The organism is Neorhodopirellula pilleata, assembly GCF_007859915.1.
Lineage (GTDB): Bacteria > Planctomycetota > Planctomycetia > Pirellulales > Pirellulaceae > Rhodopirellula > Rhodopirellula pilleata.
On sequence record NZ_SJPM01000002.1, the window covers coordinates 981,975 to 997,514 of the forward strand.

The window sequence follows — 15,540 nt, forward strand, 5'->3', positions numbered from 1 at the left end:
ACTCGCCACTCGCCACTCGCTACTCGCTACTCGCCACTCGCCACTCGCCACTCGCCACGAAAAAACCCCCGCGATTGCTCGCGAGGGTTTCTTTATTCGAATCAGTCTTTCGACTGGTTGTCCTAGTACATGTCGTGGTCGCCGCCGTGGCCGGCTTTGCCTGATTTCTCAGGCTTCTCGGCGATCAACGCGTCGCTGGTCAGCAACAAGGTCGCGACGCTGGCGGCATTTCCCAAAGCGGTACGGGTTACCTTGGTGGGGTCGATCACGCCGGCCTTGACGAGGTCTTCGTAGACGTCGGTCAATGCGTTGTAGCCTTCGTTGCCCTTCATCGCCAAGACTTTTTCGCAGACGATTCCGCCGTCTTGTCCGGCGTTTTCGCTGATCATGGTCAACGGAGCGCGGCAAGAACGCAAGACGATGTTATAGCCGACCTTTTGGTCATCGGTCAGCGACTCGGCCGGCTTGACCTTGCCCGCTGCTCGCAACAACGCAACGCCGCCACCGGGAAGAATGCCTTCTTCGACGGCCGCACGGGTCGCATGCAGGGCGTCTTCGACGCGAGCTTTCTTTTCCTTCATTTCGCTTTCGGTGGCCGCACCGACATTGACCTTCGCAACGCCGCCGGCGAGCTTCGCCAATCGCTCTTCGAGCTTTTCACGGTCATAGTCGCTGCTGGACAATTCGATTTCGCGACGGATTTGGCCGATGCGAGCTTGGATGTCAGCGGTCTTGCCGGCACCTTCGATGATCGTCGTGTTATCCTTATCGATGATGACCTTCTTGGCACGACCGAGCTGTGGCAAGTCAACGCTGTCGAGTTTCACGCCGAGGGCTTCGAAGATCGCTTGTCCACCGGTCAGGATAGCGATGTCTTCCATCATCGCCTTGCGACGGTCGCCGTAACCGGGAGCCTTGACGGCAGCCACGGCGAACGTGCCACGCAGGCGGTTGATGACGAGGGTGGCGAGTGCTTCGCCGTCGACGTCTTCGGCAATGATCAACAGGGGCTTGCCTTGCTGAACAACCTTCTCGAGCATCGGCACCATGTCTTTGATGTTGCTGATTTTCTTTTCGTAGACGAGCACATAGGCGTCTTCGAGAACGACTTCCATGCTGGTCGGATCGGTGACGAAGTACGGCGACAGATAGCCGCGATCGAACTGCATTCCTTCGACCCATTCTTGTTCGGTCTGCAAGCTCTTGCCTTCGTCGACGGTGATCACGCCGTCTTTGCCCACTTTACTCATCGCGTCGGCAAGCAAGTTTCCGATTTCGCGGTCGTTGTTGCTGGCGATCGTCGCGACGTTGGCCATCGCTTCTTGGTCTTTGACCTTGACGGCCATCTTGTGCAGTTCAGCGGTGATGTCGGCAACGGCGGCTTCGATTCCGCTCTTCATTTGAATCGGGTTCACGCCGGCGACGACGGCCTTGAGGCCTTCATTGAAAATTGCTTCAGCCATCACGGTCGCGGTGGTCGTTCCGTCACCGGCGACGTCGCTGGTTTTCGAAGCGACTTCACGGACCATCCGAGCGCCCATGTTTTCGTAGGGATCTTCAAGGTCGATTTCTTTGGCAACGGTCACGCCGTCCTTGGTAACGGTGGGGCTACCGAAACTCTTCTGCAAGATCACGTTACGGCCTTTGGGACCGAGGGTGACCTTGACGGTACGAGCGAGTTTGCTGACGCCGCGACGGATTGCTTCGCGGGCTTCCTGGTCGAATGCAATGATTTTTGGCATGGGTGTCTAAAGTGGAGTTAAGAGTTTTGAATGGGAAGGGAGAATACGGTTAAGGGTCTCAACCGATCACGGCGAGAACATCGTCTTCACGCATGAGCAGGTATTCGACATCGTCAATTTCGACCGTTTCGCCGGCGTAGCTACTGAACAGAACTCGGTCGCCGTTGGTCAATTGGCTCGGGGCACGCGATCCGTCGTCGAGTTGTTTGCCGGTACCGATCGCGACCACAGTGCCGCGGGCGGGTTTATCCTTCGCCGAATCCGGCAGCACGATTCCGCCTGCGGTCGTGCTTTCGCTTTCATCACGCTGAACGACGATTCGCTCACCGAGGGGTTGCAGGCGAATCTTGGAAGCCTTTTTCGTGGCAGTTGCCATGTCCGTGACACCTTTCTGTTTTCGAAACGATTGGGGAGTTGAGTATGTTTGCAGTCGATTCAGATCACGGGCTGGCGTCAATGTGGCAGACCGTGATGCGTTTAGCTATCTGCTAGCAATCCACGTGCCGGAAGGCATTCTATCGACGTAAGACGTTTACTATGAATACCTTACGCATATCAAACGTCGTGGGAAGTCGGTCTGCGAAACCAGATTGGCAGACTAATGGTTACGGATCCACACGGGTGCGTTTGTTGGCGAACGGAATTACCCACATTTCGAGGACGGCGCTTGCTCGAACGTTTTGTATCGCGTTCCGGTTTCCCGTAACGTCAAATTTGCAGGTCGATCTTTTAGGGCTGCGGACTCGACGGATTAAGGCGAGATGAGCGCCGCGTCGCCCCAAAGACTGGGATCTTCGGCGACGGGAAAGGTCTCGCCCAGCGTCAAAGATTGATAACCCAACTCTCGGTCCGTCACGGCATAGAAAAAGCCGATCCGGGGTTGGTCGATGGGATCATAGCCCGTCATCGCCGAGGCCGGGATGATGCCGGAAAGTTCATACCCATCATGCTTGGGGGCCGCGTGGATCAAGAGTGATCCGCCGGAGATCGGCTTTGGATTGGCACGCGCCCGATTGATCGGCACCATCGCCGCGACGGGTCGATCACGCTGGGGACCCCCGCCCGCTGGCAACCACAGAAACCGATGACAATGCTGCGTCGCCCGGTGAATGTTGGGACTGTTGCGTGTATCCATCCAAAGATGCAATCCGTCGCTTTCGTCCAAACGCGTGTCGCGACACCATGGCATCGCCCGCTTGCCGATCACCTTCATCCAAAACCCAATGCCTTCTTCGGACCAACCGACACGTAAGTCCGCGAACGTTGGGCCGCCGGATAAGGCTCCGAATGAAGGCAGACGACAGCTCGGTGGCAATTCCAAACCTCGATTCGTCCACGCAAGTTCGGCTTTGGTCAGACGCACTTCAAACTTGAACAGGATGGTCGGATCGACGAGTTGCGAGGATTTTGTCATGCCGAGATCGTAGCATCATTTCCTAATCGCTACAGCCGGAAACCTTTGCCCCGAAAGATGAAATTCATTGATCAAAACCAAACCCCTAACCGTCAAGGTCGCCGATAGCGTGCATAGCGACAACCGCATGGAAGCGTCGAGCGTATCGGTCAGGTTTCTTCTCTTTCCCCCCTGATCGGTCTTCTAGCACGACACCCAACGTCGCCTGCCCACCTCACTACCCGCGGACGTTTTCTCCGCACCATCGAAACGGCCACAAAGCTTCATACACGCCGGCGATTCGCGCATCCCGGCCACCGGCACGACGATGGAAACCTTTAAGGATATCAATCATGTTCCGAAAACCTTTCATTCAACGTTCTTATCAGACCATCACCCGATCCTTCACAAGCAAAGCACTTCGCCGAGCGATGCTATCGGCAATGATCGCCGGATCCTCGCTCACAACACTGCCTTCGGTCAATGCGAGCGACACGGACACCCGTGGCGGCATCTCGATACTTGTCCACGAGTTCGCCGGAACGGACAAGCAATCACAAGCGACCGAACAAGACTCGGCCGCCGATGCCGCCGAAGAGTCATTGCCGAGCCCAGGAACGCACGACAGCGTTCCGGTCACTAGCACAGCGAGTGAGCTGGACAAGAACATCGCTGCAGCCGTGGCAGCATCCATTGCCAAACTTGGTATCTCGATCGAGCAAGTGCTCGAACCCTTCGCGATGGTCGGGCCGATCGCCAATGAAGCTCCAACGGCTGAACAGCTTGACGGATCGGTTGCACTGAATCGATGGTGGCTTGATACCGAGACCGTCGCCGTCGCTAAGACGGAAAATGAAGCCTGCGTTGAGGCAGATGACGCCTCCGCAACGACAGCAGCCATCGAAGAACTTGCCGCCGAAGAACCATTGGATGTGCAAGAGCCCACCGTCGAATCAAGCGACGATAAACTAATCGGATCTTCGCCGGTCATTGTGACGATTCAAGACGCCTACCTACCTTACGACTTGTCGCAGCGTGACTTGGAACTGAACGGCCTGTCACTGTCGACCGTAGTTCCACTGAAAGAAAAAAACTATGTGTTGAAACCGGAGACAACCCAAGAGGAAGCGGATTCCGTCGAAGTCGCGGCGGCGGAAGAGTTGGCCATGGAAGTGGCCGTTGTTGAAGAGACAGCGGAGGAAGCGGACTTCGTCGAAGTTGCGGTGGCGGAAGAGCCGGCCATGGAAGTGGCCGTTGTTGAAGAGGCGGCGGAGGAAGCGGACTTCGTCGAAGTTGCGGTGGCGGAAGAGCCAGCCATGGAAGTGGCCGTTGTTGAAGAGGCGGCGGAGGAAGCGGACTCCGTCGAAGTCGCGGTGGCGGAAGAGCCAGCCATGGAAGTGGCCGTTGTTGAAGAGGCGGCGGAGGAAGCGGACTCCGTCGAAGTCGCGGTGCCGGAAGAGCCGGCCATGGAAGTGGCCGTTGTTGAAGAGGCGGCGGAGGAAGCGGACTCCGTCGAAGTCGCGGTGGCGGAAGAGCCGGCCATGGAAGTCGCCGCTGTTGAAGAGGCGGCGGAGGAAGCGGACTTCGTCGAAGTCGCGGCGGCGGAAGAGCCGGCCACGGAAGTGGCCGTTGTTGAAGAGGCGGCGGAGAAAGCGGACTCCGTCGAAGTCGCGGTAGTGGAAGAGTCGGCCGTGGAAGCGGTTGTTGTGGACGAAGTGGACGTCGCGGTGGCTGATGTCAAGTCATCGCCGGAATGCCTGCTGGACACATTGGCTCATCAAACGTCTGAGTTGGCGGCACGAGCTGAAGCGGTCGATTTCACGATCGCCCGCCTCGGTGAATCGTTCGGCGAGTGGGTCGCTAGCTTGTCGGAACCTCGGGCCAAAGTAGCCAAAGATGCCGCCCCAGCTCTACTCGCGGAAGTCGTTGTGGAACCGAACGCTTCGACTGAAGCATCTCCAGTTGCGGATATCGAGGATGACGAAGACTCCGTCGAGATCGTTTCGGCGGCGATCGGTTCAGCCGTGGTGTGCCCGAGCGAATGTGAGTTGATCGCGGAGTCAAAAGATGTCGAGCCGACTGAAGAGGTTGCCGTCGCGATGATGGAAGTTGAAGGCGAGTTGATTCCCGCTCCCGTGGCCGATCCGGCTGCTGATGCGATCGAGCAAATCGCGATGATGGAAGTCGATGGACAAGCCATCCCGGCTCCTGTCGCCGATCCGATCCCCAACGGTGACGCGCAAGAGCAAATCGCCTCGTCAGAGGACGACGAAGATCTCGCCACCAACGAACCCGTCGCGATGGAAGCTGAACTGGCCGACAGTCGCCCCGAGGCCGAAGCGTCGATCGAAGATCTGATCGCCACGATCAGCCAATGGCAGCGAGAAGCGATTCAATCGATCCTCAACGTTGAGGAGCCTGCCTTAGCGGAACCGGCCGCGGCCGTCGCAGAAAAGGTCGATGCATCGACCGAATCGATACTTCGATAGTCGCGGCGTCGCCACAGTCAATGTAGGCTGGGTCGAAGCGATAGCGGAGACCCGGCAGCGATGGAATTCTTAGCGGTTCGCCATTGGCAAATCAGCTCTGCCCAAGTCGCTCAGCAAAGCACGCAGGCGAGTCTCTCCGAGACTCGCGGTATTCAACGTCTCGGAGAGACGTTGCTACATGTATAAGGCCAAAGAACTTTCGCGAAGGTGCATGGAGGTTCCGAATATTTCTTCTTGAACCTACTTTGAATCTAGAATCTTTTTTTCGGCCGCGATTAATTGGACTTGATGCTAAGTTGCAAACTGCCGGGCGTTCGTCGCAGAGCCTCCTCCACCCAGCCTACAATTTGCCGAAACTTCGGCTACACGCGGTGAAGCCATAGGAATTGATACGGCTCTAAGTGAACGTCGCTTTTTGTTGTGATCGTTTCACCCGTGTAGAGGTCTTCAAAAAACCGGCCCATGCCAGCGGTACGCAACCGGTTGGAATCGATCGTTTGTGGATACTCGCTGAAGTTCGAGACGACGATCACTCGGTTGGAAGCGTTCGAACGAACGTACGACAACAAATGCGGGCTTTGAGTTTCGATCAATTCCATCTCCAACCCGGCGAACGCGGGTGTATTCTTGCGGATCGTGATTAATTTCTGCAGCGAGCGGAAAATCCTGGCCCGGATCGATCCATCGTCACCGAGTTCATCGAGAAATTTCCACTGCATCTTCGGCCGGTGAACCCATCGCGTATCGCCGGCTTTCGCGGGGTCTTTGACGAAATCATAATCGTTCATCGCCCCCCATTCTTCGCCTAGGTATATCAACGGGATGCCGCCGATGCTTAACATCGACGCGTTGAGCAACAAGATCCGGCGGATCGCCAGCTCCTTCAAGTCGTCGCGTTCCAATTCGATCGCTTGTTCTAAACCCGCGAGCGACGCCAGTGTGCCGCTGATCCTCATGTCACCGGTTTCGATATTGTGTTGAAACGGAACACCACGGGCAAACGATCCTTCGAACTGACCGGTGTAAAACGCGTTGAGGAATTGTCGGTGATGGTAGGCGCTGATCCCGAGTGCAGCGGCGTCATCGTCGTCGAACGTCCAGCCTATGTCGTCGTGACAACGCAAGTAGTTCACCCAAGTCGTATGGGCCGGTAATTTATGCCGGCGGGTCAGCGACCGCCGCAGTAGTTTGGTATCTCGCGTGGCGAGCGACTCCCATAACAGAGCCATCATCGTGGGGTTGTATGACGTTTGGCATTCTTCGGGGCTAACATACTTGATGACTTCATCGGGATGGACGATCGCTTCGCTTTTGAATACCAACCCCGGCGCCGCAATTCGTGCGCAAGCATTGAACGCTTGGATGATCTTGTGAGCCTCGGGAAGATTCTCACACATCGTGCCCATTTGTTTCCAAATGAAAGCCACCGCGTCGAGGCGTAACAGATCGACGCCAGTGTTCGCGATGAATAACATCTCTGACAACATCGCGTTAAAGACATCCGGATTGCGATAGTTCAGATCCCACTGAAAGCTATTGAACGTCGTCCACACCCAACGCTGCATCGAGTCGTGCCACGTAAAACTGCCACGACGAACGGTCGGGAAGATCTCACGCAAGGTTCGCTCGTATTGATCCGGAATGGTGCGATCCGGAAACAGAAAATAAAAGTTCTGGTACTCGCGATTGCCGGACTGAGCTTGTTGCGCCCAATAATGGTCGTCGGCGGTATGGTTGAAAACAAAGTCCAACACCAACAGGATTCCGGCTTCCCGCAGCGCGTCGGCGAGTGATCGCAAATCCTCGATCGTCCCGACTCTCGGGTCGACACTGCGATAGTTGCTAATCGCGTAGCCGCCGTCGTTGTTGCCCGGTCGGACCGCGAACAAGGGCATCAGGTGCAGGTACGTCAATCCGAGGTTTTGGAAGTAAGGGATTTGATCCTTCAACTTGCCCAAGTTTTCACTAAACAAATCAACATACAACGCCCCACCGACGAGCAATTCACTTTGATACCAGTCAGGGTTATTGATTCGATTGCGATCGTCACGACGCAATGATTCGTCACGCAGTCGCCAACCGCGAACGAGCGTCATCAGCGTCTGTTCGAGGTGGTAAAAAAAGTCCCATTGGTTGCCGTACAGCTCAAGTAACAAGCCAAACAGCCGCGGCCAGTGCTTATTGAGCCGACCGACGATCTCGTCGATTTCGTCTTGTTCAACGTCCTCGGCGTCCCAGAACGCTTCCAACGTTGGCACCATCCGGCGCAGCGCGACGAAGGCTTGTTGATCATCGTCGGAAATCGCGGCATGCGGTCCGGTAGCGGTCGTAAACAGGTTTGGTTTCAATGCGATCATGGATTCATGGTGCGAGCGTCTTGTCAAAGATAGGACATCAACTTACGAGGTGAAGAGCGTTTCTCCGATTTACGAATGAGATGCCGCTTCTTCGCGATTGGTGTCGTCCATCGAAGAGTCGGCTTCGACCTTGTCGTTGGGAATTCGAATGTGGCCCAAAAAGTCATAGTATTCGATTCCTTCGATGATGCCCCGGGCGTGGTGGCCTTTCGCAAAATAAATCCTTGGCAGTCGCCGTAGTTTTTCTAGTTCGGGACTGTAGTTCCCAACGACGACACCGAGCGTCGCCCCTTTCAACATGCCTTCGTCGTTTCCGCAATCGCCTGCGACGAGCATGTGCTCCGGTTCAAACCCCCATCGGTAGGCCAAATGCCGCAGGGAGAGTTCACTGCCCCCTCGCAAAGGGATGATATCTAGGAATGATCCGAGTGACAAAATCGCGTTGACCCTCAACCCGGCTTCCCGCAAACGTTTGCGAACCTCCGAGACCGAAGGAATGATTTCTGGGTCGATTCGGTAGCTAATTTTGAACTCGGTCTGATCCTTTTCGGTTTGCATGTACAAACCAGGCATGTCGTCCAAGACCTCGTGAACTCCTTCGGCGTTCCAGTGATGCGCGATCTGTTGACGCCATGAACGATCGAGCGTCAAGTCCGAACCGTAATACAGTTCCGTCCCCACTGCCGCCGACAAAACATCTGGCCGCGGCAAGCCGAGGTCCTTGATCAAGTTCATCGCTTCGTCGAGCGAACGGCCGGTATCGATCCCGAAGCCGACATGACTCCCTTCGGTTTTCAATAATTCCAGCAAATCTCGCAGCGCCTCATCGTCGCCGGTCAACGTGTTGTCTAAGTCGGTCATGATGATTCGATCGAACTCCGGCATTCGCTTTCCGCTGAGCGTCATCGAGAGGGCCGGTGGTGCGGATTGTTCAATTAGTTCACCGACATCACGTAGATAGCGATCGACATGGGTTTTCCAACTATAGTGTTCTCGGGTGCCGTTGATGCCGTTTTGCGACCATTGTTGCCACTGCTCTGGTTCATTCAGGCAACGCATGATTGCGAGATCAATCGCCTCTCGGTCGAACGGATCAATCAACAAGCCGTTTTGACAATTGGCAATGATGTCACGTGGTCCGCCGTCGTTGGTCGCCACGATGGGCACCCCGCTCGCGGCCGCCTCGAGCAACGTTAGACCGAAAGGTTCGGTCATCGCCGGGTTAACGAACACACCGCCGCCACGGGCGACAAGCCGATACAAATCTGGCACATCGTTGGGTCGATGTGTCTTGGGATAGGCGACTTTTCCGTAGAGATTGTAAATGTCAATCAGGTGCAACACGTTGGTTATCACCTTACGCTGCGAAGGTGGCAGCTGCCGAATGTTTTCGCGTGACCCCATCACGAGTACCAAATTGGCGAGCTCTTGCAACTTGGGATTCTCGCCGTAGACGCGAACCATCATCTCAAGATTCTTACGTTCATCGGGCCGCGCCATCGCCAGCACGATCGGCTTGTCTGGTTCACGCAAGAACGGCAACAACCCGTCGTAGATCGGTGGAAGCGGCTCGGACGGATCGTCGGGGTAAAAGTTCGTTAAGTCCACTCCCGGCGGGATGACTTCCATCCGATCGGGTTGGTAGTGATGGTAGATCGAATACTGCTGTTCGACTTCTTGGGCCGTCGACGTGATCACCATCGCGGCGGTTTCCAGTGCCGTCTCTTCGGCTTCTTCCCTCGCTTGGAATTTGAACCGACGCTCCAGATCATCCGGTGTTTTCGGGTTCTTGGACTTTGCCGCCGACGCGATCAATCGTTCCCGCTTGACACGTCCGAGCGAGTGACCGGTGAACGCGTAGGGTACGTGCAATAACCGGGCGAGCTGGGCACCGGCGTAGCCCGCGTCGGCGTAGTGGCCGTGGATCAGATCCGGCAAACCCGTTCGCCGGTAGTGCCCCAACATCTGATCAATGAACGATTCCAGATAGGGCCACAACGCTTCTTTTCGAAGGTAACGTTTGGGGCCGAAGGGAACGCGAACGATCTTTGCTTTCTCGTTGAGCGGCTCGGTGACTTGGGCATAATCCGGACCGACGCGATCGTCAAAAATCTGACGTGTTACCACTTCCACCGATCGGACGTGGTCGCGACGGGCGAGTTCTTCGGCGAGCTCGAGAACGTATTTGATCTGTCCGCCGGTGTCGGCATCACGACCGAGTTCCACGTCGTGGCCACGAATCAATCCGTGCAAACTGATGAGCGTAATGCGAAGTCCATCGCCTTGATGGCTTGGGTTGGCAGGCAAGTTCATGATGATTTCTGTGGAAGGAAGTGATTGAGTGCATAAAAATCGCGGTCTGAGCACGTAGCCCCGGCCAGTCCGCATACCCGACTGGCGAACGCGACCGCATCAGGCAACACGTCGGAAAGATGGCGACGCATCAGGATTCCATGGATCACGACGGCCGCGAAAGCGTCGCCGGCACCGACCGGATCGATCATCTTTTCCGGCTTCGGCGATTGAATTCGATCGAGTGAATCGGTCTCGGGTCGATACGCTAGCGCCCCTTCGGCACCGAGCGTAACAAGCAGAGTTTTCAATGGCGTCGCGGCGGTCTGATCGAGGGCAACGCCGGCCGTCGATGTCCGTTGCTCAGGCGTCGTCGCGCCGTCCATCTGAAGATCGCGTGAAAGTTCGCCCAACTCATCGAAGTTCAACTTGATGAACGAGGCATGCCGCCGCAATTCCTCAAGCATTGACGTTTCAAAATGCGGCGCGCGAAGGTTCACATCGAAAAAAACGTCACCTTGAATGCTATCGCGAATCGTTTCGATCGTCGCCCGTGATCGTGGGTCACGGCAAGCCAGCGAACCGTGGTACATGAGTACCGAATCGGCGGCTTGAGCCCGTTCGTCGATGATCGCTTGCAGAGGCTTGCCACGAACAACCGTATGCGCCGGAGTCGGGATCGCATCCCAAGCCACACCGCTGACGATTTCATAGTGCGGTTCGCCGTCGTGCATCGTGACCTGCACCGTCCCGGTTTGGACATCCGGCAAAACCGCGATCCCATCGGTCGACATGCCAAAGTCTTGCATCTTGCGGATAATCTCAAAACCAAGCGCGTCGTCGCCCACCGCGCTGACGAACAACGGATCGAGACCGAAACCGGCCAAGTTCCACGCCACGTTCAGCGGAGCACCGCCGAGCACCCGGCGATTCTCGAAGCAATCCCACAACACTTCACCGACAATCAATGGAAAAACCTGTCGCGGTCCTTCACTCTTCGGAGTATCGGGAGAGTCGTTCATAGTTCGTGCGGTCTCGTATCGGTCGAAGGATGTCTGTTGGCGTCGACTGGAATGCCTTACAAAGCAGGATGCTTTACAAATACACCCTAACGCGTTGGTCGTGAGTTTCCACCCGACTGACCTCGCTACACGCATCAATCCATTTTTTTCATGAAATCCAAAAAATCTCAATCATTCAACTGCCGAGTGCTCGCAACCGATCTCGACGGAACGTTTTTGCCGCTCTCGGGCGATGAACAGGCCGAGAACGCCTTGATGCAAATCAGAGGCCAAATCGATTCGGAGCGTTTGCCGCTGGTGTTTGTTACCGGCCGACACGTCGAATCGGTTTTCGACGCGATTGCCGTCGACGGACTTCCACAACCGGGCTGGATCATTTGTGACGTCGGTACCAGCATTTACCGTCTCGATCCGTCGGCGAGGTCGGATCGACCAACGCAGGAATCGCTTGCGGCAAGTTATTCTCGCGTTGCCGACTATGACGCAGCCCTCAACGACAAGATCGGCCACACCGACGTCGAGGAGCTTCGACATGCCATAGGTGACTTGCCCGACATACGATTACAAGAAAGTATTAAACAGGGGCGTCACAAACTCAGCTACTACGTTTCCGCCGAAAAACTCGACGAATGCCGCGAGCGGATCGAGCAGCATCTGGCCGACCGGTCGCTGCCCTATGGGATTATCAGCAGTGTGGATCCGTTTAACAACGACGGGCTGATTGATGTGTTGCCCGAGGGTGTCTCGAAAGCATTCGCTCTAAATTGGTGGTGCAGTGACAACGGATACGAACCGCCGGAAGTGGTGTTCTGCGGCGACTCGGGAAACGATTTCGCTGCCCTGGTCGCAGGATACCGCGCCGTCGTCGTTGCCAACGCCGCTCGTCCGCTCGCCGAGCACATTCGACAAACCCATCAAACCCAGGGATGGACCGACCGCTTGTTCCTCGCAACCGCCACGAGTACGGGAGGCGTTTTGCAAGGCATGCAATGGTTCGGACTGCACCGCAACGAGGACGAAACAGACGTTGATGATTGGCCAACACCGAGCTGGGGGGCGAACCTGATCGGTTGTCGGACAACGCACTTTTCGCTCTTTGCGCCCGCGCATTCGAGAATCTGCTTGAATCTGTTTGACGATCCGTCGCCTCAGCCGACTCGACAGCTCGATATGAATTCAACTTGCGCCGGATGGCATCAGCTTGTCGTCCGCGATTGCCCCGCCGGGACGCGTTACCAGTTCACGATTGGTCGATCAGGAACCAGCACGGGCGATCATCATTCAGCCTTCTTCCTTTCCGATCCAGCCTCTCGCTTTCAACCTGATGGGGTCCACGGGCCATCCCAGGTGATCGATCGGCAATTTCCTTGGCAACACGATTGGACGCCTCGAACGACCAAGCGTGAGGATTTGGTGGTTTACGAAATGCACATCGGCGCTTTTACCACGCCGGGAACCTATTTATCGGCGATCGAACGCCTCGATGAATTGGTCGAACTTGGCGTGACGGCGATCGAACTCATGCCGATCGCCGAATGTCCCGGACGCTGGAACTGGGGATATGATGCGACGCATTGGTTCGCGCCGATGCACACCTTCGGAACTCCGGAAGAGCTGAGGATGTTGGTCGACGCCGCCCACGCTCGTGGATTGTTGGTGTTTGCCGATGTCGTTTACAACCACTTCGGCCCCGAGGGCAATCAATGGTCATTACTCGGTGACTATCTTTCCACAAAACATCATACGCCTTGGGGGGCCGCTCCGAACTTCGACGAAGGCGATAGTCGTGTGGCAATTCGACGGTTTGTAATCGACAACGCGATCTATTGGCTCGACGAGTATCACCTCGACGGACTGCGGGTCGACGCGATCCACTGCATGGCGGATGACTCGGACGAACACATCACGCGGCAGTTCGGACGCGAGGTACGACAATGGGCCGACGCGGCAAGCAGACGGATTTGGTTAATCGCGGAATCGAATGTTTACGACGCGTCGATGATCGCGAACCTCGATGACGGTGGAAACGGATTCGATGCACAATGGTGCGATGATTTCGCCCACTCGTTGTTTGCCGTCGTGCGGCCAGGGGAACGTTTGACGGTGCGAACGTATCAACCGGACGCCGACTTGGCCGGGGCATTGCACCGTGGCTTCTTGTTTCAAGGCAACGTCCACGGCTACCGCGGTCGCGAGGAGCCGGTACCGGACGAACGGGTCGATACTTCCGGCTTGATCTACTGCATTCAAAACCACGATTTCATCGGCAATCACCCGACCGGACAACGCTTTCATCATGTCACATCGGTTGAAGCCCAGGCGGCCGCGGCGGCAATGTTGATTCTGTCCCCGGCGATCCCGATGCTGTTCATGGGCGAAGAGTTTGCGAGCGAGAACCCGTTCGCGTTTTTCGTCGATTTCGGAAGCGAACAACTCCGTGCCGCCGTCGTCGAAGGACGCAAGCGCGAGTATCCACAGCACGATTGGTCGGGCGGTGTTTTGCCCATTGACCCGGTTGCCTTCGAATCGGCAAAAATCGGACCGGCCGATCACGGCAACACGGCGATGCGGTTATGGTACCGCGATTTGATCTCGCTGCGAAAGCGAATGATCAGCTCCGGTGTTCTTGATGGTAACCGGCTTCAAGTCGCCACCGATGTCGATAACCGTCTCTACCTATTGCACTACGAGGGTGAGTCCGAATCCATGACCGTCGCTAGCCGTCTGCTGCCTAGCAAAGGCGAGCTGATCCGCAGTGAAGAGGTTTCCGCGTTGCTGAACCGTCAGACTGTTTTGCCCGAGCCGCGAATGGACAGCCTTCAAGCATTGAACGCATCCCCGCCCGCCCAAGCCCAAACACTGATCTGGTTCTAAGTAGGCTGGGTCGAAGCCGCTTCGGCGCAGACCCGGCAGAGTATGGTGACAGGTGACTAAATGCCGGGTCTGCGCCGAAGCGGCTTCGACCCAGCCTACTCATTGAGGGGTTTGCTTTGGGCGTGGTCGAGGTCGTCTTGGGCGAGTGCCAGGTCTTTCATGATGCCGACGCGTTTGCCATTTAGCTCGGCGATCTGCAATTGGATCAGCAGATCACTGCCCGGGGGCGAGTCGTCCAATTTCATCTCCCCTTCGGTGCGGTTCAAACGATCTTCAGCAATCGCAATCTGCTCATCGATCAGCGTCAAGCGTGCTGACGCAGCGCGGACGTCCAAGACCGCTTGCAAGGTTTCATTTCGAATGACATGGCGTAGCGATTCGACCAGGTTGTTGGCTTGTCGACGTCGGTCATGCAGGTCATCGTCGGAACGATCTTCCTTGAGGCACGAGAACAATCCCTTGCTCGCCGCTGCCAACGACAACCCGACTCCGGGGCTAACGATCCCCATCAACAACCGAGCCGCGTCGAGGTTGCACGCGTTCAATCGTGCGGCCAAGATCGTGACCGCACGCAAGTCGTGTCGCTGAGCGAAGGCGGTTTCGACTGCCAGTCCCGCGACGATGCTGGATGCAGTGGTCGGCAATGGATCCACCATCACCGCCCTGGCAACCTCGGCCTCATCACGTCCAGTCAAACGCGAAAGCTCCTGCCGGAGTTTCAGCTCAGCGAATCGTTGTTGAGATTTCAAATCGAGCAACTCGAGCCGCGATTGCCGCAGCTTCAGCGGATCACCGTCGGGTAGATCCAAACGTTCCGCTTCTTCGGCGATCTCGATCAACTCGTCTTGCCAACGAATTGCGTTATCGACGTGGCGGCTGGCCGCGATCGCGGCAATCAATTTGTGATACGCGACGGCTGCGTGTGTCGCATCGTCGGCGCGTCGCGCTAAGGCGACCTCGGTGAGGACGTCGCGGATCAACATAGCCGAACAGCAAGACTCGGGATCCTTCGGATCGACGCCTCGCATCACGGCTTTGATTTCCGCTTCAATCAATCCGGCTTCGGGCGATCTGGCGTACGCCCACCGTCGAACGTCCGAAACGGTGTAACGGACCGCCGAATCGACGAACACTTGGTCGTCAGATGATTCCTCGACCAATTCGGTCCCCAGCGCGATCCCGGCCAAACTCACCTCACTGGGAAGCCATCGACGAATCGACGACTCCGCAGCACGTGACTTCGCGAGCCACACCATCACGCCTGGCATAGCGGTGACGAGCAGAGTGACGAAAACGATTCGCTTCCTGCGATTCATTCGACGGAGAGCCTAATCGTGGCGGTGCGGGAGATTCCAATCCACTGACCCGTTC

9 protein-coding genes are annotated in these 15,540 nt (G+C 56.5%); 2 read left to right on the forward strand and 7 right to left on the reverse strand.

The window, feature by feature from the left end:
• Positions 1-122 precede the first annotated feature (122 nt).
• From groL to Pla100_RS08740, 3 genes are all read right to left on the reverse strand, one after another.
• Positions 123-1,742 (reverse strand): chaperonin GroEL, encoded by a 1,620-nt coding sequence (groL, locus tag Pla100_RS08730; RefSeq protein WP_146577236.1) that lies wholly within the window; start codon positions 1,740-1,742, stop codon positions 123-125.
• A 58-nt stretch (positions 1,743-1,800) separates the two neighbouring features.
• On the reverse strand, positions 1,801-2,118 hold the full coding sequence (locus Pla100_RS08735; protein WP_146577237.1) for a co-chaperone GroES: 318 nt from the start codon (positions 2,116-2,118) through the stop codon (positions 1,801-1,803).
• A 375-nt stretch (positions 2,119-2,493) separates the two neighbouring features.
• Positions 2,494-3,039 (reverse strand): DOMON domain-containing protein, encoded by a 546-nt coding sequence (locus Pla100_RS08740; protein WP_146577386.1) that lies wholly within the window; start codon positions 3,037-3,039, stop codon positions 2,494-2,496.
• A 449-nt stretch (positions 3,040-3,488) separates the two neighbouring features.
• On the opposite strand from Pla100_RS08740, the gene Pla100_RS08745 reads away from it, so the two are divergent.
• Positions 3,489-5,624 carry a hypothetical protein gene (locus tag Pla100_RS08745; protein WP_146577238.1) on the forward strand — a complete coding sequence of 712 codons (2,136 nt, stop codon included), beginning with the start codon at positions 3,489-3,491 and terminating at the stop codon, positions 5,622-5,624.
• Between the two features lie 362 nt (positions 5,625-5,986).
• Here the strand turns inward: Pla100_RS08745 and Pla100_RS08750 are convergent, their stop codons facing one another.
• The 3 genes from Pla100_RS08750 to Pla100_RS08760 form a co-directional block, all read right to left on the reverse strand.
• Positions 5,987-7,981 (reverse strand): alpha-amylase family glycosyl hydrolase, encoded by a 1,995-nt coding sequence (locus Pla100_RS08750; RefSeq protein WP_146577239.1) that lies wholly within the window; start codon positions 7,979-7,981, stop codon positions 5,987-5,989.
• A 69-nt stretch (positions 7,982-8,050) separates the two neighbouring features.
• A complete protein-coding gene (locus Pla100_RS08755; RefSeq protein WP_146577240.1) occupies positions 8,051-10,294 on the reverse strand; it encodes an HAD family hydrolase in 2,244 nt (747 codons plus the stop codon).
• Positions 10,291-11,295 carry a PfkB family carbohydrate kinase gene (locus Pla100_RS08760; protein WP_146577241.1) on the reverse strand — a complete coding sequence of 335 codons (1,005 nt, stop codon included), beginning with the start codon at positions 11,293-11,295 and terminating at the stop codon, positions 10,291-10,293. Before Pla100_RS08760 ends, Pla100_RS08755 begins: the two co-directional genes overlap by 4 nt.
• A 150-nt stretch (positions 11,296-11,445) precedes the next feature.
• On the opposite strand from Pla100_RS08760, the gene Pla100_RS08765 reads away from it, so the two are divergent.
• Positions 11,446-14,169, forward strand: coding sequence for an HAD-IIB family hydrolase (locus Pla100_RS08765; RefSeq protein ID WP_146577242.1), 2,724 nt, complete (start codon positions 11,446-11,448; stop codon positions 14,167-14,169).
• A 95-nt stretch (positions 14,170-14,264) separates the two neighbouring features.
• Here Pla100_RS08765 and Pla100_RS08770 read toward each other — a convergent pair whose 3' ends face one another.
• Positions 14,265-15,485 (reverse strand): hypothetical protein, encoded by a 1,221-nt coding sequence (locus tag Pla100_RS08770; protein WP_146577243.1) that lies wholly within the window; start codon positions 15,483-15,485, stop codon positions 14,265-14,267.
• Positions 15,486-15,540 lie beyond the last annotated feature (55 nt).

What these genes read in the sequence shown, in the direction of transcription:
- groL (WP_146577236.1), bottom strand. Translation starts at nt 1,742, where the DNA reads ATGCCAAAAATCATTGCATTCGACCAGGAAGCCCGCGAAGCAATCCGT.
- Pla100_RS08735 (WP_146577237.1), bottom strand. Translation starts at nt 2,118, where the DNA reads ATGGCAACTGCCACGAAAAAGGCTTCCAAGATTCGCCTGCAACCCCTC.
- Pla100_RS08745 (WP_146577238.1), top strand. Translation starts at nt 3,489, where the DNA reads ATGTTCCGAAAACCTTTCATTCAACGTTCTTATCAGACCATCACCCGA.
- Pla100_RS08750 (WP_146577239.1), bottom strand. Translation starts at nt 7,981, where the DNA reads ATGATCGCATTGAAACCAAACCTGTTTACGACCGCTACCGGACCGCAT.
- Pla100_RS08755 (WP_146577240.1), bottom strand. Translation starts at nt 10,294, where the DNA reads ATGAACTTGCCTGCCAACCCAAGCCATCAAGGCGATGGACTTCGCATT.
- Pla100_RS08760 (WP_146577241.1), bottom strand. Translation starts at nt 11,295, where the DNA reads ATGAACGACTCTCCCGATACTCCGAAGAGTGAAGGACCGCGACAGGTT.
- Pla100_RS08765 (WP_146577242.1), top strand. Translation starts at nt 11,446, where the DNA reads ATGAAATCCAAAAAATCTCAATCATTCAACTGCCGAGTGCTCGCAACC.
- Pla100_RS08770 (WP_146577243.1), bottom strand. Translation starts at nt 15,485, where the DNA reads ATGAATCGCAGGAAGCGAATCGTTTTCGTCACTCTGCTCGTCACCGCT.